24 protein-coding genes are annotated in these 25,874 nt (G+C 72.4%); 12 read left to right on the top strand and 12 right to left on the bottom strand.

The window, feature by feature from the left end; genetic code table 11:
• Nucleotides 1–20: 20 nt before the first annotated feature.
• Entirely contained in the window at nt 21–842 is an 822-nt protein-coding gene (locus ACP7TJ_RS14040) for an ABC transporter permease (protein WP_167743429.1), read from the bottom strand.
• Nucleotides 839–1,804: an ATP-binding cassette domain-containing protein gene (locus tag ACP7TJ_RS14045; RefSeq protein WP_189911000.1), complete on the bottom strand. Its 966-nt coding sequence runs from the start codon at nt 1,802–1,804 to the stop codon at nt 839–841. Before ACP7TJ_RS14045 ends, ACP7TJ_RS14040 begins: the two co-directional genes overlap by 4 nt.
• 86 nt (nt 1,805–1,890) lie before the next feature.
• On the opposite strand from ACP7TJ_RS14045, the gene ACP7TJ_RS14050 reads away from it, so the two are divergent.
• Complete coding sequence (locus ACP7TJ_RS14050) at nt 1,891–2,667, top strand: TetR/AcrR family transcriptional regulator (protein WP_093768980.1); 777 nt, start codon at nt 1,891–1,893, stop codon at nt 2,665–2,667.
• A 10-nt stretch (nt 2,668–2,677) separates the two neighbouring features.
• On the opposite strand, the gene ACP7TJ_RS14055 is transcribed toward ACP7TJ_RS14050, so the two are convergent.
• On the bottom strand, nt 2,678–3,667 hold the full coding sequence (locus ACP7TJ_RS14055) for a hypothetical protein (RefSeq protein ID WP_093768981.1): 990 nt from the start codon (nt 3,665–3,667) through the stop codon (nt 2,678–2,680).
• 88 nt (nt 3,668–3,755) lie between these two features.
• Between ACP7TJ_RS14055 and ACP7TJ_RS14060 the strand changes: the two genes are divergently transcribed.
• The 3 genes from ACP7TJ_RS14060 to ACP7TJ_RS14070 all read left to right on the top strand — a co-directional run bounded on the left by ACP7TJ_RS14060 (nt 3,756) and on the right by ACP7TJ_RS14070 (nt 6,170).
• Nucleotides 3,756–4,433, top strand: coding sequence for a GDSL-type esterase/lipase family protein (locus ACP7TJ_RS14060; RefSeq protein ID WP_323137447.1), 678 nt, complete (start codon nt 3,756–3,758; stop codon nt 4,431–4,433).
• A 107-nt stretch (nt 4,434–4,540) separates the two neighbouring features.
• Nucleotides 4,541–5,128: a Uma2 family endonuclease gene (locus ACP7TJ_RS14065; protein ID WP_093768983.1), complete on the top strand. Its 588-nt coding sequence runs from the start codon at nt 4,541–4,543 to the stop codon at nt 5,126–5,128.
• A 49-nt stretch (nt 5,129–5,177) separates the two neighbouring features.
• The gene (locus ACP7TJ_RS14070) at nt 5,178–6,170 is read left to right on the top strand and encodes an aldo/keto reductase (RefSeq protein WP_093768984.1); all 993 of its coding nucleotides are present in this window, start codon (nt 5,178–5,180) and stop codon (nt 6,168–6,170) included.
• A gap of 136 nt (nt 6,171–6,306) precedes the next feature.
• Here the strand turns inward: ACP7TJ_RS14070 and thpR are convergent, their stop codons facing one another.
• The 3 genes from thpR to ACP7TJ_RS14085 form a co-directional block, all read right to left on the bottom strand.
• The gene (gene thpR, locus ACP7TJ_RS14075; protein WP_367548123.1) at nt 6,307–6,879 is read right to left on the bottom strand and encodes an RNA 2',3'-cyclic phosphodiesterase; all 573 of its coding nucleotides are present in this window, start codon (nt 6,877–6,879) and stop codon (nt 6,307–6,309) included.
• A 177-nt stretch (nt 6,880–7,056) separates the two neighbouring features.
• The gene (locus ACP7TJ_RS14080; RefSeq protein WP_189911010.1) at nt 7,057–8,421 is read right to left on the bottom strand and encodes an MFS transporter; all 1,365 of its coding nucleotides are present in this window, start codon (nt 8,419–8,421) and stop codon (nt 7,057–7,059) included.
• Nucleotides 8,422–8,452: 31 nt separating this feature from the next.
• Nucleotides 8,453–8,890 (bottom strand): MarR family winged helix-turn-helix transcriptional regulator, encoded by a 438-nt coding sequence (locus ACP7TJ_RS14085; protein WP_019524522.1) that lies wholly within the window; start codon nt 8,888–8,890, stop codon nt 8,453–8,455.
• A gap of 176 nt (nt 8,891–9,066) precedes the next feature.
• Here ACP7TJ_RS14085 and ACP7TJ_RS14090 point away from each other — a divergent pair, with 176 nt between their 5' ends.
• Nucleotides 9,067–9,249, top strand: a complete 183-nt coding sequence (locus tag ACP7TJ_RS14090; RefSeq protein ID WP_033276586.1) for a hypothetical protein — start codon at nt 9,067–9,069, stop codon at nt 9,247–9,249.
• Nucleotides 9,250–9,271: 22 nt separating this feature from the next.
• On the opposite strand, the gene ACP7TJ_RS14095 is transcribed toward ACP7TJ_RS14090, so the two are convergent.
• Nucleotides 9,272–10,723: an NCS2 family permease gene (locus tag ACP7TJ_RS14095; RefSeq protein WP_093768988.1), complete on the bottom strand. Its 1,452-nt coding sequence runs from the start codon at nt 10,721–10,723 to the stop codon at nt 9,272–9,274.
• Nucleotides 10,724–10,944: 221 nt separating this feature from the next.
• Between ACP7TJ_RS14095 and ACP7TJ_RS14100 the strand changes: the two genes are divergently transcribed.
• The 3 genes from ACP7TJ_RS14100 (at nt 10,945) to nhaA (ending at nt 15,775) form a co-directional block, all read left to right on the top strand.
• The gene (locus ACP7TJ_RS14100) at nt 10,945–11,238 is read left to right on the top strand and encodes a DUF2530 domain-containing protein (protein WP_093768989.1); all 294 of its coding nucleotides are present in this window, start codon (nt 10,945–10,947) and stop codon (nt 11,236–11,238) included.
• A gap of 142 nt (nt 11,239–11,380) precedes the next feature.
• Nucleotides 11,381–13,789: a cation-translocating P-type ATPase gene (locus ACP7TJ_RS14105; RefSeq protein ID WP_189911012.1), complete on the top strand. Its 2,409-nt coding sequence runs from the start codon at nt 11,381–11,383 to the stop codon at nt 13,787–13,789.
• A gap of 81 nt (nt 13,790–13,870) precedes the next feature.
• Nucleotides 13,871–15,775 carry a Na+/H+ antiporter NhaA gene (gene nhaA, locus ACP7TJ_RS14110; RefSeq protein ID WP_266547005.1) on the top strand — a complete coding sequence of 635 codons (1,905 nt, stop codon included), beginning with the start codon at nt 13,871–13,873 and terminating at the stop codon, nt 15,773–15,775.
• Between the two features lie 72 nt (nt 15,776–15,847).
• Here nhaA and ACP7TJ_RS14115 read toward each other — a convergent pair whose 3' ends face one another.
• The gene (locus tag ACP7TJ_RS14115; protein ID WP_427763380.1) at nt 15,848–19,003 is read right to left on the bottom strand and encodes a sacsin N-terminal ATP-binding-like domain-containing protein; all 3,156 of its coding nucleotides are present in this window, start codon (nt 19,001–19,003) and stop codon (nt 15,848–15,850) included.
• Nucleotides 19,004–19,101: 98 nt separating this feature from the next.
• Here ACP7TJ_RS14115 and ACP7TJ_RS14120 point away from each other — a divergent pair, with 98 nt between their 5' ends.
• Entirely contained in the window at nt 19,102–20,364 is a 1,263-nt protein-coding gene (locus tag ACP7TJ_RS14120) for an SLC13 family permease (protein WP_427763382.1), read from the top strand.
• A 349-nt stretch (nt 20,365–20,713) separates the two neighbouring features.
• Entirely contained in the window at nt 20,714–21,388 is a 675-nt protein-coding gene (locus tag ACP7TJ_RS14125) for a M23 family metallopeptidase (RefSeq protein WP_167743437.1), read from the top strand.
• A 74-nt stretch (nt 21,389–21,462) separates the two neighbouring features.
• Here the strand turns inward: ACP7TJ_RS14125 and ACP7TJ_RS14130 are convergent, their stop codons facing one another.
• The 3 genes from ACP7TJ_RS14130 to ACP7TJ_RS14140 all read right to left on the bottom strand — a co-directional run bounded on the left by ACP7TJ_RS14130 (nt 21,463) and on the right by ACP7TJ_RS14140 (nt 23,009).
• On the bottom strand, nt 21,463–21,648 hold the full coding sequence (locus tag ACP7TJ_RS14130; protein WP_093768704.1) for a DUF397 domain-containing protein: 186 nt from the start codon (nt 21,646–21,648) through the stop codon (nt 21,463–21,465).
• Nucleotides 21,645–22,523, bottom strand: a complete 879-nt coding sequence (locus tag ACP7TJ_RS14135; RefSeq protein WP_093768703.1) for a helix-turn-helix domain-containing protein — start codon at nt 22,521–22,523, stop codon at nt 21,645–21,647. The genes ACP7TJ_RS14130 and ACP7TJ_RS14135 overlap by 4 nt, the downstream gene beginning before the upstream one ends.
• A 120-nt stretch (nt 22,524–22,643) precedes the next feature.
• Nucleotides 22,644–23,009 carry a VOC family protein gene (locus ACP7TJ_RS14140; RefSeq protein ID WP_189911023.1) on the bottom strand — a complete coding sequence of 122 codons (366 nt, stop codon included), beginning with the start codon at nt 23,007–23,009 and terminating at the stop codon, nt 22,644–22,646.
• A 95-nt stretch (nt 23,010–23,104) separates the two neighbouring features.
• Between ACP7TJ_RS14140 and ACP7TJ_RS14145 the strand changes: the two genes are divergently transcribed.
• Complete coding sequence (locus tag ACP7TJ_RS14145) at nt 23,105–24,103, top strand: helix-turn-helix transcriptional regulator (protein ID WP_427763385.1); 999 nt, start codon at nt 23,105–23,107, stop codon at nt 24,101–24,103.
• 105 nt (nt 24,104–24,208) lie between these two features.
• Nucleotides 24,209–24,565: a hypothetical protein gene (locus ACP7TJ_RS14150; RefSeq protein ID WP_427767360.1), complete on the top strand. Its 357-nt coding sequence runs from the start codon at nt 24,209–24,211 to the stop codon at nt 24,563–24,565.
• Nucleotides 24,566–24,645: 80 nt separating this feature from the next.
• On the opposite strand, the gene ACP7TJ_RS14155 is transcribed toward ACP7TJ_RS14150, so the two are convergent.
• On the bottom strand, nt 24,646–25,572 hold the full coding sequence (locus tag ACP7TJ_RS14155; protein WP_367559746.1) for a DUF3027 domain-containing protein: 927 nt from the start codon (nt 25,570–25,572) through the stop codon (nt 24,646–24,648).
• Between the last annotated feature and the right edge of the window lie 302 nt (nt 25,573–25,874).

A 25,874-nucleotide genomic window follows, 5' to 3' on the forward strand; every position in this document is an offset into this window, starting at 1 on the left:
CGCCGGGCGCCCTCTCCGTCTCACCGGCTCAGCCGCCGGAACCTCCGTACCGCGAGCGGCAGGAAGACCGCCGTCAGGATCACCGGCCACACCCCCGCCATCAGCAGCGCGTGCCGTTCCACCCAGGAGTCGCCGCCGCCGACCGGGGTGCCGAAGAGTTCACGGGTCGCCGCGGCCGTGGAGGAGATCGGGTTCCAGGCGGCCACCCGGCCGAGCCAGTCGGGCATGAGCTGGGGGGCGACGAAGATGCTGGAGATCATCGTCAGCGGGAAGGCCACCGCGAACAGACCGCCCGCCGCCTCCGGGTTGGGCACCAGCAGACCCAGCCAGACCCCGAGCCAGATCAGCGCGAACCGCAGCCACAGCAGCAGCCCGAACGCGGCGACGAACTCCCAGCCGCCGTCCGGGCGCCAGCCCATGACCAGGGCCGTCAGCATCAGGATGGCCAGCTCCGCGCAGGCGACGATCAGGTCGGTCACCCCGCGCCCGGCCACCACCGCCGAGGACGCCATCGGCATCGAGCGGAAGCGGTCGATGACGCCCTTGGTGGAGTCGTACACCACCACCGTCGCGGTGTTGATGAAGCCGAACGCCATGGTCATCACGAACATGCCCGGCATCAGGAAGTCCTGGTAGTCCCCGCCGCCCGGCACCCGCATCGCGCTGCCGAACACATAGCCGTACAGCAGGACGGAGAGGATGGGGAACCCCAGCTGCCAGGCGATGTTGACGGGCTGGCGCTGGTAGTGGGTCAGGCCGCGGCGGACCACGTTCCAGCAGTCCGCGAGCGCCCAGTACACCCGGCCGCGCCCGGCCGGTCCGGTCAGGTCGAACGCGCTCATGCCGCCGCCTCCTTCTCCGTGCGGTGTCCGGTCAGGCGCAGGAACACGTCGTCGAGGCTGGGCCTGCGCAGCCCGATGTCCTCGACCCGGACGCCCTCGTCCTGGAGGGTGCGGGCGACGTCCGTCAGCGCGCCCACCCGGTCGGTGACGGGCGCGTGCACCCGCAACTCGGTCTCGTCCGCCTCGGGTTCACCGTCGGAGACCCGGGCGACCACCTTCACCACGCGCGGGATGTCGGACCGTTCGGCCACGACGACCTCGACGCGGTCGCCGCCGACGCGGTTCTTCAGCCCGTCCGGGGTGTCGTCGGCGATGGACCGGCCCCGGTCGATGACGGTGATCCGGGAGGCCAGCCGGTCGGCCTCCTCCAGGTACTGCGTGGTCAGCAGCACGGTCGTGCCGCCCGCCACCAACGCCCGTACCGAGTCCCAGACTTCACCGCGGCTGCGCGGATCGAGCCCCGTCGTGGGCTCGTCCAGGAACAGCACGGCCGGCGTGAGGATCATCGACGCCGCCAGGTCCAGCCGGCGCCGCATGCCGCCGCTGTAGTCGCCGACGCCCTTGTCGGCGGCGTCGGTCAGGTCGAACTGCTCCAGCAGTTCCGATGCCCGCCCCTTGGCGCGCCGCCCGCCGAGGTGGAACAGCCTGCCGAACATCTCCAGGTTCTGCCGCCCGGTGAGCACCTCGTCCACCGCCGCGTACTGCCCGGTGAGCCCGATCCGCGCCCGCACCTCGCGGGCCTGGCGCGCCACGTCCAGCCCGGCCACGGTCGCCCGCCCGCCGTCGAGCCGGATCAGCGTCGACAGGATCCGCACGGCGGTGGTCTTGCCCGCGCCGTTCGGTCCCAGCAGTCCGTGCACCGTGCCCGCCCGCACGGTGAGGTCGAAGCCGTCCAGGGCGCGCTTCTCGCCGTAGCGCTTCTGAAGCCCCTCGGCCAGCACCGCGTACCCGTCGTCGTTCATGGGTCCCCCTTCCAGAAACCGAGTACACCGTACCCGATTGTGCGTACGTCGTACCCAGTTTTTGCGCGCGGATCTAGACTGCCTCCATGAGCAGCGGCGGAAGCGGTACGGAGACCAGCGGCAGCGGCGACATCGCCCGCACCCTCGACCTGCTCTGGGGCACCGGACAGCGGCCCAGCCGCGGCCCGAAGCCGGGGCTGACCCTGGAACGGATCGTGGAGGCGGCGATCGAGGTCGCCGACCGGGACGGCATCGGCGCGCTGTCGATGCGCCGGATCGCCACGGAGCTGGGCACCGGCACGATGTCCCTGTACCGCTACGTCCCCGGCAAGGCCGAGCTGCTCGACCTGATGCTGGACCGGGTGCAGCGCCCCTCGGAGAACCCCGCGGACCCCGGCGACGGCGGCTGGCGCCCGGCCCTGGAGGCACTGGCCCGGGCCACCCTGGCCCTCTACCGGCGCCACCCCTGGCTGCTGGAGGTCAACCAGTCCCGCCCGATCCTCGGCCCGAGCGCCCTGGACGGCATGGAGAAGGTGTTCTCCCGGATCAAGCCGATGCGCCTGTCCGACCCCGAACTGCTGTCGGTGATCGTCATGATCGACGGGTACGTGGCCGGGGCCGCCCGGACACAGCTGTACCAGGAGCAGGCCGAGCACAGCTCGGGGCTGACGGACGCGGAGTTCTGGGAGGCCCAGCGGCCCGCCCTGGAGAAGGCGATGAGCAGCGGGCGCTATCCCGTCATGGCCGGGCTCTCCGAGGACACCTTCGACGCCGGCTTCGACCACTTCGAGTTCGGGCTCCAGCGCATCCTGGACGGCCTGGAGGTTCACGTCGCCCGGCGCGCGGCCGAAGAGGGGCGCTGACGCCCGCGGTTCAGCCCCTGCGCCGGCGCCTGCCCAGCCCGAACAGGGCCGCGACCACCACGGCGACCACGACGGCTCCCCCGACCTTCACGGAGGCGCCGTTCCCGTCGCCGGAGGCGCTGCCGCCGCCGTCCGCGCGGGAGCCGGTACCGCCGCTGGACCCGCCCTCGTCCGCGCCGGGCGCCGGGCGGCTCACCACCCCGCTCTGCTCCCCCTCGCTGCCGAACAGCAGCCGGGAGCCGTCGGCGGAGTAGGTCACCGACTCGCCCTGCCCCTGGAGCGGCACGCTCAGCCGCCCCTCGCGCTCCAGCTTCCCGCCGTTCCACGCGTAGTGGATGCCGCCGAAGTAACCGCGCACCGCGAGGTGTTGCCCGTCCGGGGAGAGCGCGGCGTCGGTCGTCCACAGCTCGACCGGGGCGACCGGCCTGAACACGTTGTCGCCGGACGGCGAGAGCTTTTCCGGGCCCTCGTAGAGGTGCCCTCCGTCCTCGTGCTTGTCGATGAGGTACACCCGCCCGGTCTTCGGGTGGACGACCATCGCCTCGGCGTCGCGCGGGCCGTCGGCGTACTTCACGACGTACTGGGTGGCCCGCACGGTCGCGTCCTGGAGCCGCTCCGGCTCGGGGAGTTCGTAGATCCACACGTACGGCCAGGTGCCGCCCAGGTTGTCGCCGACGTCGGCGACGAAGAGGCGGTCGCCGGGGCCGACGGAGATCGCCTCGACGTCCCGGGGCGTGCCGATGCCGGTGAGGGTGAGACGGGCGACCGTGTCGCCGGTGCTGCCGTCGACGGCGTAGAGGTGGGGGCCGTCGTCGCTGTCGTTGTGGGTCCAGTAGACGCCGGGGTGCTGCCGGGAGGCGGCGAGCCCGCTGGACTCGGTGACGCGCGGGTCGTTGATGGTGAACCCCTCGTCCCCGCCGTCGTTGTCGGCGGCGGAGGCGGGCACGGCGAGCGCGGCCGTCAGCAGGGTCGCGGCGAGCAGAACGAAGGGTCGGCGCATGAGCCAAGACTGCCATCAGCGCGGACCGCCGGGTGCGGGTGTCCGGGCTCACATCGCGGTGAACGCGCTGATCCACCATGATGATCGGGTGCTCAGGTTCATGCCCGTAGGTGACTCGATGACGATCGGGAGCGCGGGTGAACACACCTGGCGCTACCGCCTGTGGCAGCACCTGTGCACCGCGTACGGCGGCCCCTTCACGCTGGTCGGCCCGCGCGAGACGCTCCACGACCCGTCCACGGACGCCCCCACCTCGTACGCGTACGCCGACCCGGAGTTCCCCCGGGCCCATCTGGCCGGCTGGGGCGAGGGCTGGTGCCACATGGCCCCGCTGATCGGCGACGCCGTGCGGTCCTGCCGCGCGGACGTGCTGCTGGTGTCGCTGGGCCTGATCGACCTGGGCTTCTACACCAACGCCGAGCAGACCGCGGACAACGTGCGCGCGTTCGTCGCCGAGGCGCGGGCCGCGAGGCCTCGCATCCGCACGGCCGTCCTGCCGGTGATCCGCAACATCCGCGTGGAGGCCGACCCGACCTTCGCCGACCAGGTCGCCCACTTCAACGAACTCCTGGCGAAGACGGCCGCCGACCTGGACGACCCGGCCTCCCCCCTCCTCCTGGTCCCGCCCCCACCGTCGTACGACTTCCACACGGACACCTACGACGGCACGCACCCCAACGAAACAGGCGAACACAAGATTGCGGCGGCGTTCGCGGAGGCGCTGTGGCGGGAGTGGGACCTGGGCGGGCCGTACGAGGAGGCGTAGGGATCGGGGACGTGGCATATGCGCCCAGCCTCGTGTCCTGCTCACCGTGCGTATCGTTGTACCGCGCGGCCGCTCTCGTCCGTGGGCGGCCGGGGAGGAGCGCCACGATGACCGTCCTTGAAGACAGGATCGCCATGGCCGACGTCGACACGCAGCGCTTGGACGAGTGGTTCGAGCGGCTGGAGCGGATGCCCGTCCCCGAAGGATTCAGGGTCGAGATCGTCGGGGGCAGCGTCTTCATGACACCGCAGCGGGACACGCATTGGGCCATCATCCGTCGCATCGTGCGGGCCGTCGAGGACAGGTTCGGGATGGACGTGAAGGTGTTCTCGGACGTCCGCATCGACTTCCCGGGCCACGAGAACGGTCTCTGCCCCGACGTGGCCGTGCTCCGGGATTCCGCCGAGAAGGACGAAGGAGGCCACTGGCGCTACGAGGACGTCCAGTTCGTCTTCGAGGTCATCTCCGAGGGCACCGCCGCCAACGACTACGGCCCGAAGAAGGCCGCCTACGCGACCGCCGAACTCCCTCTCTACGTCATCGTCGACCCCTACCAGGGCCGCTGCTTCGTCTACACCGACCCGAAGAACGGCGACTACGTCACGCGGACGCGGGTGGACTTCGGCGACGACATCGATCTGACGGGCACCGCGGCCGACCTGACCGTGAGCACCAGCGCCTTCCCCCGCGACTGAGCCTCCTCCCCTTGCATCGAGCGCACTCCAACACGTTGGCTGGACGTCCATGAGGTACACGCAGCTCGGACGCACAGGACTCAAGGTCAGCCGGCTCGTCCTCGGGACGATGAACTTCGGCCCGCAGACGGACGAGGCCGACAGCCACGCCATCATGGACGCCGCTCTGGACGCGGGTCTGAACTTCTTCGACACCGCCAACGTCTACGGCTGGGGTGAGAACAAGGGCCGTACCGAGAAGATCATCGGCAGCTGGTTCGCCCAGGGCGGCGGCCGCCGCGACAAGGTCGTCCTCGCGACGAAGGTGTACGGCAACATGGGCCCGGACGGCGAGGCGTGGCCCAACCACGACAAGCTGTCCGCGGTGAACATCCGGCGCGCGGTGGACGCCTCGCTGAAGCGGCTGGGGACCGACTACATCGATCTCTACCAGTTCCACCACGTCGACCGGGCCACCCCGTTCGAGGAGATCTGGCAGGCGATCGACGTCCTGGTCCAGCAGGGCAAGATCCTCTACGCCGGCTCGTCGAACTTCCCCGGCTACAAGATCGCCCAGGCCAACGAGATCGCCGCCCGGCGCGGCGGGACCATCGGCCTGGTCAGCGAGCAGTGCCTGTACAACCTCGCCGAGCGGCGCGCCGAGATGGAGGTGATCCCGGCCGCGCAGGACTACGGGCTCGGGGTCATCCCCTGGTCGCCGCTGCACGGCGGTCTGCTGGGCGGGGTCATCAAGAAGGAGGCCGAGGGCGGCCGCCGCGCCTCCGGGCGGGCCGCGGACACCCTGGCCGACCCGGTGGCGCGCAAGCAGATCCAGGCGTACGAGGACCTGCTGGAGAAGCACGGCCTGGAGCCGGGCGAGACGGCGCTGGCCTGGCTGCTCACCCGTCCCGGGGTGACCGGCCCGATCGTCGGCCCGCGCACGCGCGAGCAGCTCGACTCGGCGCTGCGCGCGCTGGAGCTGGAGCTGAGCGAGGAGCTGCTGGCCGCGCTGGACGAGATCTTCCCGGGCCCGGGTCCGTCCCCGGAGGCCTTCGCCTGGTGACGGCGGACAACAGGCCGTGACGGCCCGGCGGCGGCGCTACTTCCCGAGCGCCGCCGCCAGGGCCACCACGACGAACATCAGCACGAGCGCACCGGCCATGATCCGGTTCCGGGTCTTCGGGTCCACGCCGTCGAGCCTAACCGGCCGCGCCGAGCGGCCGGCGGGCGACCGCCTCGTAACGGGGCTGCTCGCCCGGAACGCCCGACGTGGGCAGGTGGCTGCGCACCAGCACCAGCTCCTCCACGGTCCAGGTGCGGCTGCGGAAGTCCTGCAGCGCCGCCAGGTACGGCCGTGCGTCGACGGCGTCCCGGCTGCGCGCCACGGTCAGGTGGGGCTTGTAGCGGCGGTGCTCGTCCATCTCGACGCCCGCCTTGCGCCCGGCCGCCTCGGACCGCTCGGCCAGCAGCCGCATGGTCCGCAGGTCGCCCGACGCCCCCGCCCACAGCGCGCGTCCCCGGCCGAACTGGCCGCCGCCGGAGAGCGCCAGCGGGAACGGCTCGGTCCGCGCGGCGGCCCGTCCCAGCCGCGCGGTCAGCTCGGGCACGGTGGGCTCGTCCACCTCGCCGTAGAACGCGAGCGTGAAGTGCCACCCGGCCCGCTCGGTCCACCGCATCCCGTCGGCCCCGTCCAGTGTCCGCAGCTCACCCACCTCGGCGGCCAGCGCCCTGATCACGTCCTCGGGCGGCAGCACGGCGGCGAAGAGTCTCATGCCTCCAGTCTCCCGCGCGCCCTCGTCACCGTGCGTATCGTTGTACCGCGCGGCTGTACGCATCGAGCGTCGGCCGGGGAGGAGCGCCACGATGACCGTCGTCGACGTCCGTCGGACTGGTGCTCAGGACCGACGAGTTCCCGAGGGACTGACGAGCGGCCGGCCCCGCCCGGCGGCTCACGCCGCCGGGGCCAGGGCCTTCGGGTGGTCGCGGGGGACGAAGCGGACGACCGGGTGGCCGCGGTGCCAGCCGACCGCGAGGCGCAGGCCGCCGGCGCGGGCCAGGATCAGGCCGATGACGGCCGCCGCGGTCATCGCGATCGCCCCGCCGGCCGCGAAGCCGACGCGGGCGCCGTAGGTGTCGGTGACCCAGCCGACGATGGGCGCGCCGACGGGGGCGCCGCCGAGGAACACCATCATGTAGAGGGCCATGACGCGGCCCCGCACCGACGGGTCGGTGGACATCTGCAGGCTGGTGTTGGTGGTGACGTTGACCGTCATCGACACCAGGCCCAGCGGCACCATGATCAGGGCGAACATCCACAGCTCGGGTGACGCGGCGGCGAGGATCTCCAGCGCGCCGAAGGCCACCGCGGCCGTGATCAGCAGCCGCAGCCGGGCGGTGCCGCGCCGGGCGGCGAGCAGGGCGCCGGAGACGGAGCCGACCGCCATCAGCGTGTTGAACAGGCTGTAGACGCCCGCGTCCCCGTGGAACACGTCGTCGGCGAAGGCCGACAGGTAGACCGGGAAGTTGAAGGCGAACGTGCCCATGAAGCCGACCAGCACGATGGGCCAGAGCAGGTCGGGCCGTCCGGCCACGTAGCGCAGGCCCTCGCGGAGCTGTCCCTTGCCGCGCGGGGCGCGCTCCACGGGGTGCAGCTCGCGGGTGCGCATCAGCATCAGGCCGGTCAGCGGCGCGACGAAGGACAGGCCGTTCAGCAGGAACGCCCATCCGGTGCCGACGCCGGTGATCAGCAGGCCCGCGACGGCGGGGCCGACCAGCCGGGCGGACTGGAAGTTCGCGGAGTTCAGGCTGACCGCGTTCTGCAGCTGTCCGGGGCCGACCAGCTCGGACACGAAGGACTGGCGGGCGGGGTTGTCGACGACGGTCGCGAGGCCGAGGGCGAGGGCGGCGACGTAGATGTGCCAGACCTGGACGAGGCCGGTCAGGGTGAGGACGGCGAGCGCGATCGACGTGAGGGCCATCGCGGACTGGGTGACCATCAGGGTGGGCCGCTTGCGCAGCCGGTCGACGAGGACTCCTCCGTAGAGGCCGAACAGCAGCATCGGCAGGAACTGCAGCGCCGTGGTGATGCCGACGGCGGCCGAGGAGCCGGTGAGGCTGAGCACCAGCCAGTCCTGGGCGATGCGCTGCATCCAGGTGCCGATGTTGGAGACGACCTGGCCGAGGAAGAACAGGCGGTAGTTCCTGATCCTCAGCGAGGAGAACATGGAGTTCTTGCGGGCGGGGGCGTCGAGGGCGGTCTTGGTGTCGTAGGGGTCAGGTGCGGGGGCGGAAGCTGCTCCGGATCCCGTACTCAAAGGTTCGCCTCCTGTGGCTGCCGGGGGTGGTTCAGATGTGCGCCAGTTTCTCCAGCACGGGGGCGGCGGCGCGCAGGGTCGCCCACTCGTCCTCGTCGAGCTCCTCGACCAGCGTGGCGAGGAACGCGTTGCGCTTGCGCCGGCTCTCCTCGAGCATCGCCTCGGCCCGCTCGGTCTGCGTGACGACCTTCTGGCGCCGGTCGTCGGGGTGCGGCTCGAGCCTGACCAGGCCCTTGGCCTCCAGCAGCGCCACGATGCGGGTCATCGACGGCGGCTGGACGTGTTCCTTGCGGGCGAGCTCGCCCGGGGTGGCGCTGCCGCAGCGGGCCAGGGTGCCGAGCACCGACATCTCGGTGGGGCTGAGCGACTCGTCGACCCGCTGGTGCTTGAGCCGACGGGACAGCCGCATCACGGCGGAGCGAAGGGCGTTCACGGCGGCGGCGTCGTCGCCATGGCTGAGGTCCGGCATGTTCTTTAGCGTAACTCATTACTCTCGCTAAAGACCACTCGGTACGCGGCGCCCGCCCGTGAGTCGCGCCACTCCCGCCCCAGAGGTCTCCCCGCGGGAGCCGAGATCACCCATATGAGTGATCGATGCGCGAAATGCCACGCGCCGCGCCGGGAGGTGCGGCGACTCTCGTGGGCATGGGGACCGACGTGCTCAGCCTGCGGATAGACCACGAACTGCTCGAACGGCTCCGCGACCATGCCGCCAAACGCGGCATGAGCGTCCAGGACTATGTCGTCCGGACGCTCATGCGCGATGACTTCGACCAGCGGTTCCGCACCGCCGTCGAGGAGACGGAGAAGTTCTACGGGGTCACCTGATCCCGCACTCCGTCATCGGGGATCAGGTCAGACCCAGCGCCGGCATCAGGTAGTAGAAGCCGAAGACCGCCGCCACCACGTACATCGCCGTCGGGACCTCCCGGCCGCGGCCCGCCGCGAGGCGCAGCGCCACGAAGGTGAGGAAGCCCATCCCGATGCCGTTGGTGATCGAGTAGGTGAAGGGCATCATCACCATCGTCACGAAGGCGGGGATGGCGATGGTGTGGTCCGCCCAGTCGATCTCCTTGATCCCGTTGGCCAGGATCAGGAAGCCCACCGCGAGCAGCGCCGGGGTGGCCGCCTGGGACGGGACCATGGTGGCGACCGGCGTGAGGAACAGCGCCGCGGCGAACAGGCCGCCGGTGACGACGTTGGCGAAGCCGGTGCGCGCGCCCTCGCCGACACCGGCGGTGGACTCCACGAACGCGGTGGTGGCGGAGGCGGAGCTGGCCCCGCCCGCGGCGACCGCGACGCCGTCGATGAACAGCACCTTGTTGATGCCGGGCATCTGGCCCTCGCCGTCGGTGAGCTTGGCCTCGTCGGAGACGCCCATGATCGTGCCCATCGCGTCGAAGAAGCACGACAGCAGCACGGTGAAGACGAACAGCACGCCGGTCAGCACGCCGACCTCGGAGAATCCGCCGAACAGGCTGACCTGGCCGATCAGTCCGAAGTCGGGGGTGGCGACCGGGTTGCCGGGCCACTCGGGCGAGGTCAGCCCCCAGGAGGGCACGTCGGCGACGGCGTTGATCAGGACGGCGACGACGGTCATCACGACGATCGAGATGAGGATCGCGCCGGGCACCTTGCGCACGATCAGCGCCAGCGTGAGCAGCGCGCCGAGCACGAAGACCAGCACCGGCCAGCCGTTGAGGTGGCCGTCGGCGCCGAGCTGGAGCGGGACGGTGGTCTGGGCGGCGTCCGGGATGCGGGAGACGAAGCCGGAGTCGACCAGGCCGATCAGCATGATGAACAGGCCGATGCCGATGGCGATGGCCTTGCGCAGGCTGTAGGGCACGGCGTTCATCACACGTTCGCGCAGGCCGGTGGCGACCAGGAGCATCACCACGAAACCGGCCAGCACCACCATGCCCATGGCGTCCGGCCAGGACATGCGGGGCGCGAGCTGGAGGGCGACCACCGAGTTCACGCCGAGGCCGGCGGCCAGGGCGATCGGGACGTTGCCTATGACGCCCATGAGCAGCGTGGTGAACGCGGCGGTCAGGGCGGTCGCGGTGACCAGCTGGCCGTTGTCCAGCTGGTTGCCGTACATGTCCTTCGCGCTGCCCAGGATGATCGGGTTCAGCACGATGATGTAGGCCATCGCGAAGAAGGTGGCGAAACCGCCCCGGATCTCGCGGGGCAGGGTGCTGCCGCGCTCGGTGATCCGGAAGTAGCGGTCGAGGGCGCCGGACGCGGCACCGGACCCCGGCTGCTCGGGGGTGGGCGCCTTGGCGGGGGCCGACGTGGACATGTGCAGGGACCTCATCACCGGCGGGCTCCCCCCGGAGCCGAGCCTTTGGTGTTTTCTACGAATAAAAGTGGTCAGGAGCAAACGGATTCAGTATGAACATATAACGTCGTCGACACCATCTCCGCGCGTAGACCGCTCGCGGCCGGTGTGATCCCCGCTCCATCGCCGGGGCCGTCCGGTGCGGGGCGCCGCGCCCTCGGCGCTCCTCGTAAGCTGTCCGCATGGCGAAGTGGACCCCCAAGCACGAGGCGCCGGAGCCCCTGGAGGGCCCCGTGGTCGCCACCATCACCGGCGGCACGATCGTCTGGTTCGTCCTCTTCCTGGTGCAGCTGCCGTTCTACGGCTGGTTCGACGAGCACGGGCACACCTGGTGGGTGTGGACCTGCCTGGCCGGCGGCGGCCTCGGCCTCATCGGCATCTGGTACGTCCGCAGGCGCGACGCCTCGATCAAGCGGGCGCGGGCCGAGGAGGCCGACGCGGAGGCGGGCCGTGCCTCGACGGCGCACACCGACTGAATCACGCCAACCCGATTCCGTGAGTAGAGAGTTGACGGGACTCCGCCCGCGGTAGGACCCCGGTACGACGGCCGTCCTTCCCTGGTCGGATCTTCCCCGCTCCGGTGGGTGCGGCGCAGGATCCGCACGTACTGTCGAATGCATGACGCATCTCGACGCGGGCGACCGGACCGATGCCGTCCGGCCCGCCACGGCCACGTCGCCGGTGACCGGTCTGACCGCGGCGGAAGTGGCCGAGCGGGTGGCGCGCGGACAGGTCAACGACGTACCCGCGCGCAGCAGCCGGTCGGTCGCGGAGATCGTCCGCGCGAACGTCTTCACCCGGTTCAACGCGATCATCGGCGTGCTCTGGGTGATCATGCTGATCGTCGCGCCGGTCCAGGACAGCCTGTTCGGCTATGTGATCCTCGCCAACACCGGCATCGGGATCATCCAGGAGTGGCGGGCGAAGAAGACGCTGGACTCCCTCGCGCTGATCGGCGAGGTGCGGCCGACGGTGCGCCGCGACGGGGTGGCCGCCGAGATCGGCACCTCCGAGATCGTGCTGGACGACCTCATCGAGATCGGGCCGGGGGACAAGGTCGTCGTCGACGGGGCGGTCGTCGAGGCGGACGGTCTGGAGATCGACGAGTCGCTGCTCACCGGTGAGGCCGACCCGGTGGTGAAACAGCCCGGCGACCAGGTCATGTCCGGCAGCTTCGTCGTCGCGGGCGGCGGCTCCTTCCAGGCGACCCGGGTGGGCCGCGAGGCCTACGCGGCGCAGCTCGCCGAGGAGGCGTCCCGCTTCACCCTGGTCCACTCCGAGCTGCGCAGCGGCATCTCCACCATCCTCAAGTACGTCACGTGGATGATGGTGCCGACCGCGATCGGCCTGGTCATCAGCCAGCTCGTGGTCAAGGACAACGAGCTGAAGAACTCCATCGCCCGCACGGTCGGCGGGATCGTGCCGATGGTGCCCGAGGGGCTGGTGCTGCTCACCTCCGTCGCCTTCGCGATCGGGGTGATCCGGCTGGGCCGCAAGCAGTGCCTGGTGCAGGAGCTGCCCGCGATCGAGGGCCTGGCCCGTGTGGACACGGTGTGCCTGGACAAGACCGGCACGCTCACCGAGGGCGGCATGGACGTCACCGAGCTGCGGGTGCTGGGCGACGCCGACGAGCCGTACGTACGGAAGGTGCTGGGCGAGCTGGGCTCGGCGGACCCGCGGCCGAACGCGTCGTTGCGGGCGATCATCGAGGCGTACCCGGACGCCACCGACTGGCGGCTCACCGACACGCTGCCCTTCTCCTCGGCCCGCAAGTACAGCGGCGCGACCCTCGACGAGGGCGACGGGCGGCCGGTCACCTGGCTGCTGGGCGCCCCGGACGTGCTCCTCGCGCACGACGACCCGGCGCTGGCCGAGACCGAGCGGATGAACCACGAGGGCCTGCGGGTGCTGCTGCTCGCCCGCGCCCGCGACGGCGTGACCGCCGACGACCTGGCCGGCCCGGCCGCCGTGGACGGCGTACGGGCGGTGGCGCTGGTGGTGCTGGAGCAGCGGCTGCGGCCCGACGCCGCCGACACCCTGCGCTACTTCGAGGAGCAGGACGTCCGCGCGAAGGTGATCTCCGGCGACAACGCGGTGTCGGTCGGGGCGGTCGCCGGCAAGCTCGGCCTGTCCGGCACGACGGTGGACGCGCGCCGGCTGCCCGCCGAACCGCATGCCATGGCCGACGAGCTGGAGGCCGGCACGGTCTTCGGTCGGGTCACGCCCCAGCAGAAGCGGACCATGGTGGGCGCGCTCCAGTCGAAGGGCCACACGGTCGCGATGACCGGCGACGGCGTGAACGACGTGCTGGCGCTGAAGGACGCGGACATCGGCGTGGCGATGGGCTCCGGCTCGGAGGCCACCCGGGCGGTCGCGCAGATCGTGCTGCTGAACAACAGCTTCGCCACGCTGCCGTCGGTGGTGGCCGAGGGCCGGCGGGTGATCGGCAACATCACACGGGTCGCCACGCTGTTCCTGGTGAAGACGGTGTACTCGGTGCTGCTGGCGGTGCTGGTGGTGGCGACGCAGGTGGAGTACCCGTTCCTGCCGCGCCATCTGACCCTGCTGTCCACGCTGACCATCGGCGTCCCCGCCTTCTTCCTCGCCCTCGCCCCCAACAAGGAGCGGGCGAGGCCGAACTTCGTGAAGCGGGTCATGCGGTACGCGATCCCGGGCGGGGTGCTGGCGGCGCTGGCCACCTTCGCCACGTATCTCCTGGCCCGCAGCCACTACAGCGGCACGGGCGCGCTGGGCGCGGAGACGAGCGCGGCGACGCTGACGCTGTTCCTGATCTCCCTCTGGGTCCTGGCGATCATCGCCCGGCCCTACACCTGGTGGCGGATCGCCCTGGTGGCGGCGATGGCCGGCGCGTTCCTGCTGGTCCTGGCGGTCCCCTGGCTCCAGGACTTCTTCGCCCTGCGCCTGGTCGGCATGACGATGCCCTGGCTCGCGGTCGGCATCGCGGCGGTCACGGCGGCGGTCCTGGAGTTCCTCTGGCGCTGGGTGGACCGCAGATTCCCCGTCTGAACGGGTCGCGCGGGCGTTATGCCCGGTATGTGGGTGACCATGGGAGTCTGCCGCCGCAGGTGATCGGAGACGGACGACCTCATGAAGCTGCTGTCCCGGAAGAAGTCCGCGGACTCCCAGTCCCGGTCGAGCAGGGGTGAGCTCGCGGCTCAGCTGGCCGCGCCCGTGCGCACCTTCCTGGCGACCGAGGCGGGCAGCTCCGGGCTGCTGCTGCTCGCGGTGGCGTTCGCCCTGATCTGGGCCAACTCCCCCTGGTCGGAGTCGTACTTCTCGCTGTGGCACACCGAGGCGTCCGTCGCGGTGGGCGACGCGGAACTGGCGATGGACCTGGGGCACTGGGTCAACGACGGGCTGATGGCGCTGTTCTTCTTCGTCATCGGCCTGGAGGTCCGCTACGAGCTGTCCGTCGGCTCGCTGAACGACCGCCGCCGCATCATGATCCCAGGCCTCGCCGGGATCGGCGGCATGGTCGTGCCGGTCCTGTTCTACCTCTTGATCGCGCCCGGTTCGGAGGCCGCGGGCGGCTGGGGCATCGTCATCGGCACCGACACGGCGTTCCTGCTGGGCGCGCTCGCCGTGGTGGGCCCCCGTTTCGTCACCCAGCTGCGGATCTTCCTGCTGGCCATCACCGTCATCGACGACATCGTCGCGGTCACCGTGATCGGTGTCGTCTACTCCGGGGCGATCCAGGTGCCGGAGCTGATCGCCGCCCTGGTGCTCGGCGCGGTCCTGTCGTCGCTGTCCCGCTTCGACGTCTGGCGGGCCGTGCCGTATGTGCTGATCGTGCTGGTGATGTGGTACCTGACCCTGAACGCCGGGCTGCACGCGTCCATCGCCGGCATGCTCGGCGGCCTGCTCATCCCCGCACGCGAGCCGTCCCGCGAGGGCGTCGAGCAGGCGACACGGCTGTTCCGGGCCTTCCGCCAGTCGCCCCGCGCGGACGTGGGCAAGACCGCGCGCAAGGGCCTCCAGAAAGCCGTCTCGGTCAACGAACGCCTCCAGATGTATCTGCACCCCTGGTCCAGCTATGTCGTCGTCCCGGTGTTCGCGCTGGCCAACGCGGGCGTCGACCTGCGCGACGGCGTCCTCACCGACGCGCTGGGCTCCGCCCTCACCTGGGCCGTGGTCGTCGGTCTCGTCGGCGGCAAGCTCCTCGGCATCTGGGGCGGCGCGCGGTTCGGCACCCGGTTCGGCCTGGGCGAGCTGCCCGGCGGGGTGGGTCAGGGCCATGTGCTGGGCGGCGCGGCCCTGTCCGGCATCGGGTTCACCGTGTCCCTGCTGATCGCGGGACTCGCCTTCGAGGACGAGCCGGAACTGCTCGCCCGGGCGACCGTCGGCGTGCTGCTCGCGGCGGTGATCGCCACCCTGACGGGCTGGCTGGTGTTCCGGCTCTCCACCGTCTTCGGCGGCAGGACGGACGCGGACCTGCCCCGCTACCTGGACCGGCTGGTCGACCCGGAGACGGACCACATCCTCGGCCCGGCCGACGCGCCGCTGACCCTGGTGGAGTACGGCGACTTCGAGTGCCCCTTCTGCGCCCGCGCCACCGGCGTCACCAAGGAGCTGCGGAACCGCTTCGGCGACCGGTTCCGCTACGTCTTCCGGCACCTTCCGCTGCCCGACGTCCACCCGCACGCCGAGCTGGCCGCGCGGGCGGCGGTCGCCGCGGACGCCCAGGGCCGCTTCTGGGACATGCACGACCTGCTCTACCGGCACCAGGACGAGATGGAGTACGAGGACACCGTCGTCTACGCCATCGACCTCGGCCTCGACATGGAGAAGTTCCTCCAGGACCTCGACTCCGACTGGGCGGCCGAACGGGTCCGCCGGGACGCCCGCAGCGCGGAGGCGAGCGGCGTCCAGGGCGCCCCCACGTTCTTCATCGGCAACCGCCGGCACACGGGCCCCTACGACGCGGAGACGCTGGCGCGTGAGCTGGAGCAGCTCGAGTTCGAGGGGTCGGGGGCGACGCCCACGGAGCCGTAGTCCGTCCGGAGGGGCCGATGTCAGCCCCTCCGGCGTTTGAGCAGCGGGGTCCGGGGCGGAGCCCCGGGCGGGTCAGTCGAACCACCGGTCCCGGGCCAGTTCCTCCGTCCGCGACGGATCCTCCAGCAGCGCCGCCACCTCGAAGCGCCGCGGCCACTGCCCCGCCGCCCAGGCGAGGCCCGCGGCGACGCCCTCCAGGGTGGCCGCGTGCAGCACCCCGTCGTCGGTGAGACGCCAGTCGATCTCCACGCCGTCCACGACGAGCTCCTCGTGCTCGACGTAGGAGGCCGGGGTCCGCGGACCCAGCAGCACCCGCACCGACTCCGGCACCTCGTGCTCCGTGCCCTCGGAGTCCACGCGCCCGGTGACGGACTCGCTGAGCCGCCGTACCTGGAACAGCTCCGCCAGTTCGGCGGCCCGTGCCGGCCGGACCGGCAGCAGCGGGACCCCGGCGGTGAACGGCAGCAGGTCGGGCGAGTCCACGACCACCGCCTCGGAGGCGTCCACCACCTCCACCCGCCCGTCGACCACCGCGCGCAGCTCGTCCGGCAGGGTCACCTGCTCGGGGTCCAGCTCCGCCAGCGCCCCGTACAGCCCGTGCAGCTGGGCCGCCGTGACCGGCCGGCCGGGGTCGGCGAGGCGTTCCAGCAGCTCGGCCGCCCCGCCCGGCTCGTCCAGCAGCGCGGCGACCGACGTGCGCACGCCCAGCGCGCGCAGCACCTGCTCGTCGTCGAAGCCGGTCGCGTCGGCCTCGTCGTACAGGCCGCGCAGCAGCGGGTCGCCGCCCGCCGCGCGCAGTCCGGCGGGGCGCCGCCCGCCGAGCACGGGATGGCCGCGCAGCCACCACGCGGTGTACGGCCGTACGGTCTCGTGGGTGCCGTCGTGGAGCAGGATCCGCACCGGCTCGACCAGCGCGTCCCGCAGCGGGGGCCGGGAGAGCAGCGCGAGCGCCTGCGGCCAGCGGTCGTCGTCCACCAGGTCCAGGTCGCGTACGGCGACGATCTCGGTGGCGACGGGCGGGACGGGCGCGTCGGGGAAGCGGTCGAGGATGTCCTCGGCCCACACGTCGACGGCGTCCAGCAGCCCCGGGTCGTCCGGCTCGGCGTAGTCGCTCTCGCGCGGCTCCAGCTCGTCCGGGTCGAGGACGACGTCGGTGGCCCGTACCAGCGCGAAGTCGACGAGCACCCCGCACGCCGCCAGCGGCTGCTCGCCCCACTTCCCGGCCAGCTCCGCGTCCACGGCGGCCAGCTCGCCCTCCCTCATGACCTGCGCGAAGGGCCCGCCGGGGAAGACGAGCTCACAGGCCGGGGAGAGTTCGCCGTCCTCGTCGGGCAGGGCGAGCGCGCCCAGCCAGGGCTCGTCGCCCGGCTCGAGGCCGGCGTCGCGGACCAGCGCGAGCACGGTGTCGGCGAGTTCCTCGGCGTCCGGGGCGTCCTCCTCCCAGGTGACTCCGCCCTCGTCGTCGAGGGACGCGGCGACGGCGGCCCGCACCTGCGGGGTGGTGAGCACGGCGCGCGGGGTCGCGGGCAGTGCGCCCAGCTTCTCCAGCAGCGGGTGCGCGGCGTCCGGGTGGGCGACCTTCAGGCCGAGCCGGGACAGCAGCCCGGCGTCGACGGCCGTGTCCGGGGTGGGCAGCAGCACCTGCCGGGGGCCGATGGTGGTGCGCCCGCCCCCGGATCCGAAAGCCTGGGAGGCGTCCCCGGCGAGCGGCACCGGGAGTCCGGTGAGCCGGTCGGGGTCGACGCCGGCGAGGCTGTCGTAGAGCCGCCGCCACCAGTCGGGGGACTTCTCCAGGCCGGCGAGCCGGTCGACCGCGTCGGTCAGCGGCACCCGCGCGACCCCGAGGGTGCGCAGCTCGGCCCGCCGCTCAAGACCGGCGGGCAGCAGCGTGGGCAGCACCTCCGCCAGCACCCGTACGGTGTCGGCGCCCGCGCCCTCGACGATCTCGGCGTCGCGCGGGCGCAGCGCCTCGGGCAGCTCGAAGTCGTCGTCGGCGACGGGCGCGGCGGCGGGCGGCAGGAAGGCGGTGCGCGGCAGCCGCTCCAGGATGGCCGCGCGCAGGGCGCCGTCCAGCTCGCCCTTGCCGAGCGGGCCCGGCACCAAGTCGAGGGCGCCCGTGGTCACCGGACGCCAGTCGGCGAGCAGCCCGGCGTAGGCGTCGGCGGCGCGCTGCACGAGGAAGTCGGTGAGCGGGCCGGGGGCCGCGTGCCGGCGGGTGGAGTCCAGCGGCAGGGAGGCGATGAGCAGGGCGGGCACGCCGAGCGGTTCGTCGCTGGGGGTGGGCGCGTGCACGACGGCGGCGGTGCGCGGCCGGGCGGGTGCGCCGTCGGCGCCGACGGGGACGGCCCAGGTGACCGACCAGTGCGGGCGCAGCCGCTCCTCAACCGGGCGGTCGGCGAGCAGGTCGGGGGTGAGCGCGCCGTGCGCGGCGGCGGTGCGCCAGCGGGTGACGCCGTCGCGGGAGTCGGTGACCACGGTCAGGTCGCCGTCGGTGCCGCGGATCAGTGTGCGGGGCGTGTCGTCGCCGGTCTCGACGACGACCTCCTCCAGGCCGGGCAGGGCGAGCAGCAGGGCGTCGTCGACGGCGTGCAGCAGCCGCTCGGCGAGGTCGGCGGCGGCGGTGTCGCGCAGCGGCAGGATGACGGCGGTGTCGTACGGGTCGGGGGCGGTGCCCTCGGCGGCGAAGGGGAGCCGCAGCAGCGGTACGTGCCCGTCGCGGCGGCGGATCTCGTCGCCCAGGCCGGGGCTGTGCCGGGCGGTGTCCCGCGCGAGGTCCCGCGCCTCGGCCAGCGACCAGCGCACCCCGCCGTGCCGGCCGACGACGGCGGGCTCGTCGGTGACGGCGAGCACGGCCGCGAAGCCGACGCCGAACCGTCCGACGGCCCGGTCGGGCGCGTCCCGCTTGGCGGAGGCGCGCAGCGTGGACAGCGACTCGACGCCGGCCGCGTCCAGCGGGGCGCCGGTGTTCGCGGCGACGAGGACCCCGTCGCGCAGGGTGAGCCGGAGACGGCCGGGCACGCCGGCCCGGGCGGCGGCGTCGGCGGCGTTCTGCGCGAGCTCGACGACGAGCCGGTCCCGGTAGCCGCCGAGGACGAGGTCCTCCTCGGCGTTGGCGTCCTCGCGGAACCGGGCGGGGCTGGTGGCCCAGGCGTCCAGGACCCCACGCCGCAGACGCGCCGTACCGAACGGGTCGGCACCCTCGGCGGCGGGCCGCACGAACTTGCTCACGTTGACTCTCCTCATCGGGCCCTGATCGGCGTGAGGTCGAAGGTACCGCCCCGCGACACCACGGGGACGCGGTGTCCGGGACGCCGCCCACCACGTGGATGATCAGCACTGTGCTGCTCGAATCGCTGTCCGTCGCCGCGCTGGCCGTGGTGCTGGTGTGTGCCGTCGTCCGTCCCTTCCGCTGGCCGGAGGCGGCGTTCGCGGTGCCCGCCGCCGGGCTGGTGGTCGCGACGGGCGCGATCACCACGGAGGCCGTGCGGGAGGAGGCGGAGCGGCTCGGCCCGGTGATCGGTTTCCTCGCCGCCGTCCTGGTGCTCGCCAAGCTGTGCGACGAGGAGGGCCTCTTCCACGCGTGCGGCACCTGGATGGCCCGCTGGTCGCGCCACCGCCCGCGCAGGCTGCTGGGCGCGGTGTTCGCGCTCGCCTCGCTGATCACGGCCGTCCTCAGCCTGGACGCGACGGTGGTGCTGCTGACGCCGGTCGTGTTCGCGACCGCGACGCGCATGGGCGCACGCCCCGCCCCGCACGTGTACGCGGGCGCGCACCTGTCGAACACGGCGTCCCTGCTGCTGCCGGTGTCGAACCTGACCAACCTGCTCGCGTTCACCGCCACCGGCCTGACCTTCACCCGCTTCGCGCTGCTGATGCTGCTGCCGTGGCTGGCGGCGATCGCCGTGGAGTACGTGGTCTTCCGCCGCTTCTTCGCCGCCGACCTGTCGGCCGGACCGACCGCGCCGGACACGGCGGACGAGCCGGTGGAGATGCCGCTGTTCGCGCTGGTCACGGTGGCGGCCACGCTCGCCGGGTTCGCGGTGGCGTCCGCCGTCGGCGTCGACCCCGCGTGGGCGGCGGCGGCCGGGGCGGGAGTGATGGCGGTACGGGCCCTGACCCGCCGCCGCACCGGCGTCGTACGGCTGCTGCGCGCGGTGGACCTGCCGTTCCTGGCGTTCGTGCTGGCGCTGGGCGTGGTCGTCCGGGCGGTGCTGGACCAGGGCCTCGGCGACGCCCTGGACGCGGTCCTGCCCGACGGCTCCGGGCCGCTGTCCCTGCTGGCGGTCGCCGCGCTGGCGGCCCTGCTGGCCAACCTGATCAACAACCTGCCCGCCGTGCTGGCCCTGGTCCCGCTGGCCGCGCCGTCCGGCCCCGGCGCGGTCCTCGCGGTCCTGCTCGGCGTGAACATCGGCCCGAACCTCACGTACGCGGGCTCCCTCGCCACCCTGCTGTGGCGCCGCATCGTCCACCACCACGCGCACGAGGTGAGCCTGGTGCGCTTCACCCTCCTCGGGCTGGCCACGGTCCCGGCCGCGCTCCTGGCGTCCACGGCCGCCCTCTGGCTGTCGCTGGAACTGTTCGGCGCCTGAGCCCGGCCCCGCGGCCCCGATTGCGGAGACCCACGCCACATTCGCACAGGGCCCTCGGTGACATGCTCCACAGGGCCCGTCGGGTGTACTACCCGGAATAGTGAAGAAATGCCCGATTTGAAATCGGACATAAAGGGCGCAAGGCCGATCGATCGGCTTGAAATGGGGGTTTTGCCCCCTACGGAGGGCTCCGTCAAGAGACGTGCATCTCATGCCCTATGTACGACGTTTCGTCGTAGGTCACACCTTTGCGGCATTTGGCCGGGGGCGGTTACCAAGGAACAGCCATCACGGCACGGACCCCGTTCCGCCGATGGCATCCCCCCGCCCCCTCCCCCATGAGGTTTCGATGTTCGAGCGCGTCACGTCCCGTTTCCCCCGTATGACCGTCACCCGCACCCGCGCCGCCGTCCTGGCAGCCGGTCTGGGCTCCACGGCCGTCCTGGGAGCCGGGGTCGCGGTCGCCGCGTCCGGCACCTCCGCCGCGTCCGGCACCGCCACGGCGGTCCAGGCGCAGGCCGCCGCGCAGGCCGAGGCCGCGAAGACGCAGGCCGTGAAGGCCTCCGCGGTGAAGAAGGCGACCGAGGCCGCCAAGAAGTCCACCGCGTCCTGGGTCTCCCCGGTGAAGTCCTACAAGCTGTCGGCGAGCTTCGCGCAGAACGGCGGCATGTGGGCCTCCAAGCACTCCGGCCAGGACTACGCCGTCCCGACCGGCACCCCGGTCGTCGCCGCCCACGGCGGCACGGTCGTGAAGGCCGGCGGCAACGGCGCCGGCGACGGCCCGGCGTACGGCAACGCCGTCGTGATCAAGCACGGCAACAAGACGTACTCCCAGTACGCCCACCTGTCGTCCGTCAACGTGAAGGTCGGCCAGGTCGTCAAGACCGGCCAGAAGATCGCCCTGTCCGGCAACACCGGCAACTCCAGCGGTCCCCACCTGCACTTCGAGATCCGCACGACCCCGAACTACGGCTCCGCCGTCAACCCGGCGACCTTCCTGCGCGCCCACGGCGTCTCTCTCTGACGCCTGACCCCGCAACACACCCCGCACGCGCCCCCGAGGCCGGCTCCAGGCCGCCTCGGGGGTTCGTCGTGCGTTCAGCCCTGCTGCACGTAGGGAAGGAAACGCGCCCACGCGGCCGGGGCGAAGGCCAGCCGGGGGCCGGCGGTGTCCTTCGAGTCGCGGACGTGGACGGTACGGGGGGTGAGGGCGAGTTCGACGCAGGAGTTGCCGTCGTTGCCGCTGCTGTAGCTGCTCTTGAACCAGTTGAGCTCGCTGCTCATGTTTCTCCCAGCAGTTGTCCGATGAAGGTCAGCGTTTCGCGCGGAGACAGCGCTTGGGCTCGGATGGTTGCATACCGCAGTTCGAGAACACGCAGGTGTTTCAGCTCAGTTGTCGGCCGACCACAGAACGCGCCGTCGGAGCGGCCGACCGCTGTCCCGTCCGCGAACTTCAGCAGCTCGATCCTGCCGTCCATGCCGGAGTGCGACTCGCAGTCCAACGGCATGACTTGAAGCATCACGCTGTGCAGGCGCGCCACCTCCAACAGCCGCTCCAACTGCCGTCGTTGCACCATTCTGCCGCCGATGGGTCGCCTCAGCGCCGCCTCTTCGAGGACGAAGCTCAGCGCGGGCGCGGGCGAGCGGTCGAAGACCGACGCCCGGGCGACGCGCGCCGCGACCATGCGTTCGACCTCGTCCGGTGAGTACGGTGGCTGCATGGCCTCGAACAGGGCTTTCGCATGCTCGGGCGTCTGCAACAAGCCGTGGATGCTGTGGCTCTCGTAAATGCCGATCTCCACCGCCTGCGCCTCGAGCTTCGCCAGCGCGCGCACCTTCTTCGGATACCGGACCTTCTTCACGTCCTCCCACGCGGCCGACAGGAGGCCCCCTGCCTCCAGCACCTCGTCCGCCCGGTCCAGGAACTCCTGGCGCGGAATCCGCTTGCCGCTCTCGATCTTGTAGATCATGTCCTCGCCGTAGCCGACGGCCCGCCCGAAGTCGGGCACCCGCAGGCCGGCCGCCTCACGGCGCAGCTTGATCTGGCGGCCCACGGTCGTGATGACCGCGACGCCCCACTCGTCATCGGGATCGACCTCCCAGCCCGGCTCGTCCGCCTCGCCCTCGACCCGGCCCGACTCCGCCTCCACCGCCGTCATCCCGCACCTCTCCCTCGGAACCGTCCGTGACGCACACCGGCGTCCTACCGGCACCAACGGCGGATACGGCCCCGACGGCTACGGACGATCCCCGGACAGTGACCGGACACACGCGGTCCGTCAGCGGGAGAAGAAGTTGACGAGGTTGCCGTCGGGGTCGCGGAACAGCAGGGAGCGGTTGCCCCACGGCATGGTGGCGGGGCCGTTGACGACGTCGGTGAGGACGTCGGCCAGTGACTTGTGGACGCGGTCCACGTCGTCGACGAGGAACTCGACGATCGCGCTGTGGTTGTCCGCCGGGCGGGCGGAGCCGGGGGCGAACATCGGGACGGTGGCGGTGCCGGCGATCGCGAGGGTGGCGCCGTCGGTCCTCAGCTCGGCGAAATGCTCCGTGGCCCAGGTCGCGGACACGCCCAGGACGCGTTCGTAGAAGGCGACGAGGCGGGCCACGTCGGCGGTGATGACACGGACGGATGCGAACTGCATGGGGAGACTCCTCGGCCGTACGGATGGCGTGCTCGGCCGACCGTAGGAGCAATAGCGGACAGAACCCGCCCTGTATCCGCATTAGCTTGGTGCCCGTGCCCCGACCCGCCGCCCGTGTGCTGACCCTGCTGGAGCTGTTGCAGTCGGGCGGCACCCGCACGGTGGCCGAACTGGCCGACCGACTGGGTGTGGACGGACGCACCGTGCGGCGGTACGTGGGCCAGTTGACCGACCTGGACGTACCGGTGGAGTCGGTACGCGGACGCTACGGCGGGTACCGGCTGGGACCGGGCTACCGGGTGCCGCCGCTGATGTTCGGCGACGAGGAGGCGCTGGCGGTGCTGCTCGGCCTGGTCGCCGGGCGCGGGGCGGGGCTGACGGCGGCGCAGCGCACGGCGAACGAGACGGCGGCGGCGAAGATCCGGCGGGTGCTGCCCCGGCACCTGACCCGGCGACTGGATGCCCTGCTGGAGTCCCTGTCCTTCACGGAGGGGCCCGGGGAGTCCGCGAGCCCGGACGCGGGAGTGCTGCTCACCCTGGCCGACGCGGTGCACCACCACCGGCCGGTCTCGGTCCGCTACACCGACCGCGAGGGGCGGCACGGCGACCGCACCGTGCACCCGTACGGGATCGTGGTGCACGGGGACCGGTGGTACGTCACCGGCAGGGACGCGGACCGCGACGAGGACCGTACGTTCCGGCTCGACAGGATCGCCGGCGCGCGCTCCCTGCCCGGCTCGTTCGAGGCGCCTGAGGGTCCGGACCCGGCGGACCGCGTGGTGACGGGCTTCGCGACGGCCGCGTACCGGTACGAGGTGGCCCTGCGCGTGCAGGCGACGCCCGAGCATCTCCGCGCCCACCTGCCCGCGACGGTCGCCACCCTGGAGGACACCGAGCCGGGGTGGCTGCGGGTGGAGGTGCGCGCGGAACGCCTGGACTGGCTGCCGCCCGTCCTGGCCGCCCTGGACCGCCCGTTCGTCATCGACCACCCGGCCGAACTCCGCGCCCTGATGCGCGACTTCGCCGCCCGCCTCACGGCGTACGCCCATCGGACCGGCCCGACCACCGCTGAGCCACCGGAACCCGGGACTTGATGCTCCGGTGCCGTCGGCGCCCTACCAAGCAAGAACTTGGGGGAAATCACCCCACCAAGCCCCACCCCTCCCGCCCGAGGCCCGTGATCACTCGGGCGGGTGAACATCCGCCGCTCAACTGGATTTTCGAAACCCGACACCTCACCGGTTCCCCGCCCTGAACAGACCCCCGACGCCCTGCGGGCCGCCCTCGCCGTCGTCGACCCGAAGCGCCTGCCTGAGATGCGGCGGACGAAGGACGAGGCCTTCGCCAAGGCCGTGGAGTGGCAGTCCCTCAGCCCGGTACGGAGCTGGGTACTGGCCTGGGCACGGGACATCGAGATCGCCCGCCGTCCCGACCTCGCCGCCCGTCACGCCCGCGCCAGGAGCAACCTGGAACACGAGGACGCGGCGACCGCCAGGGAAGCTCTGCGGGAGCTGAGCGCCGTCCTCGACGAGGCGATGAAGGCAGTTCGCGCTTGAGCTGAAGCCCTGATCGCGGACGGGTGACCGGCGGAGCCGCCTCGGCGGCGCCCCCCGATCAGTGCCGCCCCCGGGCGGCGCTACGAGTGCCCCAGGTCCGCCGACGACGCGTCCTCCGAGGCCGGGACCGAGCCGGAGTCGGGGGACGGGCGGAGGGGGAAGGGGTCGACGCGGGTCTCGTCGATGACCGGCGGGGCCGGCTGCGGGGGCTTCGGCATGACCGCGGCCTCCGAGTGGCCGCCGCAGCCGTAGGCGAGGGAGACGACCCGGCCGTCGGCCGGGGAGAACTCGTTGGCGCACACGCCGAACGCCTGGCCCAGCGAGCCGCCGATCGGGGCGAGGAAGCCGCAGGACATGCAGGAGGCGGGGGCCGCCTGGGCCATCGGGGTCTTCGGGCCGAACGCCTCCTCCCAGCGGTCGGCGGCGGCGTGCAGGCCGTAGCGGGACAGGACGCGGGCGCGGCGCATGCCCAGTTCCTCGGCGACCGCGGCGATCGAGCCGCGGGACGGGGTGACGGTCTGCTCGGCCGGGCTGCTGCCGGTGACCGCGGCGTCCTCGTCCTCCGCGCGGTCCGCCAGGTCCTCGGTGAGCGCCGAGTTCGGCGGCGGCTCCTCCGCGCCGGTGTAGCCGGGCTCCAGGCGCAGGTCGTCGGCCTCGGTGGGCAGCAGGTCGCCGGGGCCGAGGTCGCCGGGGCGCAGCCGCTCGCTCCACGGCACCCACTCGGGTGCGAGGACGGCGTCGGGGCCGGGCAGCAGGACGACCTCGTCCACCGTGACGATCTTGGCGCGGGAGGCGCGGGCGACGGTGACGGCCCACCGCCAGCCGCGGTAGCCGAGCTCGCGGCACCCGAAGAAGTGCGTGACGACGCGGTCGCCCTCGGAGACCAGCCCCTCGTGCTCGCCCAGGACCCCGGGCGCGGCGGCCTCCTCGGCTGCGGCGCGGGCGAGGTCGACGGCCTCGGCGCACAGACGGTCGGGGGTGCGGCTTCGCGTTGTCGCTGCGCTCACAGGTATCGCTTCTCTCCTACGCCGTCTCACGAGTGCGCCACTCCCAGCGCGGGGGGCGGACGGAGCGGACCGGGGGACCGCGTCGACGTCCGCGCCGCAACGTGCTCGGGCGCGCCCACCATCCATTCTGCGGGATGGCTGAGATACGCACGCTACCTGCTCGCGTGCGCTGGGCCTACACCGACGGTTGTTACGGAACGGCGCGCGCCGGTTTGTCGGGCGGCGCGGGCGGTGGCCGGCGGGCGGCGGCGGGCGTCCGGCCGCGCCCCGGCGCGTTCGGCCGTACAGCGGCACCGAAGACC

This window comes from Streptomyces sp. DSM 41931 (assembly GCF_050271085.1).
Classification (GTDB): domain Bacteria; phylum Actinomycetota; class Actinomycetes; order Streptomycetales; family Streptomycetaceae; genus Streptomyces; species Streptomyces albogriseolus.

Excerpts from the sequence above, each read along its gene's own strand:
- ACP7TJ_RS14040 (WP_167743429.1), bottom strand. The coding sequence starts at position 842 with ATGAGCGCGTTCGACCTGACCGGACCGGCCGGGCGCGGCCGGGTGTAC.
- ACP7TJ_RS14045 (WP_189911000.1), bottom strand. The coding sequence starts at position 1,804 with ATGAACGACGACGGGTACGCGGTGCTGGCCGAGGGGCTTCAGAAGCGC.
- ACP7TJ_RS14050 (WP_093768980.1), top strand. The coding sequence starts at position 1,891 with ATGAGCAGCGGCGGAAGCGGTACGGAGACCAGCGGCAGCGGCGACATC.
- ACP7TJ_RS14055 (WP_093768981.1), bottom strand. The coding sequence starts at position 3,667 with ATGCGCCGACCCTTCGTTCTGCTCGCCGCGACCCTGCTGACGGCCGCG.
- ACP7TJ_RS14065 (WP_093768983.1), top strand. The coding sequence starts at position 4,541 with ATGACCGTCCTTGAAGACAGGATCGCCATGGCCGACGTCGACACGCAG.
- ACP7TJ_RS14070 (WP_093768984.1), top strand. The coding sequence starts at position 5,178 with ATGAGGTACACGCAGCTCGGACGCACAGGACTCAAGGTCAGCCGGCTC.
- thpR (WP_367548123.1), bottom strand. The coding sequence starts at position 6,879 with ATGAGACTCTTCGCCGCCGTGCTGCCGCCCGAGGACGTGATCAGGGCG.
- ACP7TJ_RS14085 (WP_019524522.1), bottom strand. The coding sequence starts at position 8,890 with ATGCCGGACCTCAGCCATGGCGACGACGCCGCCGCCGTGAACGCCCTT.
- ACP7TJ_RS14090 (WP_033276586.1), top strand. The coding sequence starts at position 9,067 with ATGGGGACCGACGTGCTCAGCCTGCGGATAGACCACGAACTGCTCGAA.
- ACP7TJ_RS14095 (WP_093768988.1), bottom strand. The coding sequence starts at position 10,723 with ATGTCCACGTCGGCCCCCGCCAAGGCGCCCACCCCCGAGCAGCCGGGG.
- ACP7TJ_RS14100 (WP_093768989.1), top strand. The coding sequence starts at position 10,945 with ATGGCGAAGTGGACCCCCAAGCACGAGGCGCCGGAGCCCCTGGAGGGC.
- ACP7TJ_RS14105 (WP_189911012.1), top strand. The coding sequence starts at position 11,381 with ATGACGCATCTCGACGCGGGCGACCGGACCGATGCCGTCCGGCCCGCC.
- nhaA (WP_266547005.1), top strand. The coding sequence starts at position 13,871 with ATGAAGCTGCTGTCCCGGAAGAAGTCCGCGGACTCCCAGTCCCGGTCG.
- ACP7TJ_RS14120 (WP_427763382.1), top strand. The coding sequence starts at position 19,102 with ATGATCAGCACTGTGCTGCTCGAATCGCTGTCCGTCGCCGCGCTGGCC.
- ACP7TJ_RS14125 (WP_167743437.1), top strand. The coding sequence starts at position 20,714 with ATGTTCGAGCGCGTCACGTCCCGTTTCCCCCGTATGACCGTCACCCGC.
- ACP7TJ_RS14130 (WP_093768704.1), bottom strand. The coding sequence starts at position 21,648 with ATGAGCAGCGAGCTCAACTGGTTCAAGAGCAGCTACAGCAGCGGCAAC.
- ACP7TJ_RS14135 (WP_093768703.1), bottom strand. The coding sequence starts at position 22,523 with ATGACGGCGGTGGAGGCGGAGTCGGGCCGGGTCGAGGGCGAGGCGGAC.
- ACP7TJ_RS14140 (WP_189911023.1), bottom strand. The coding sequence starts at position 23,009 with ATGCAGTTCGCATCCGTCCGTGTCATCACCGCCGACGTGGCCCGCCTC.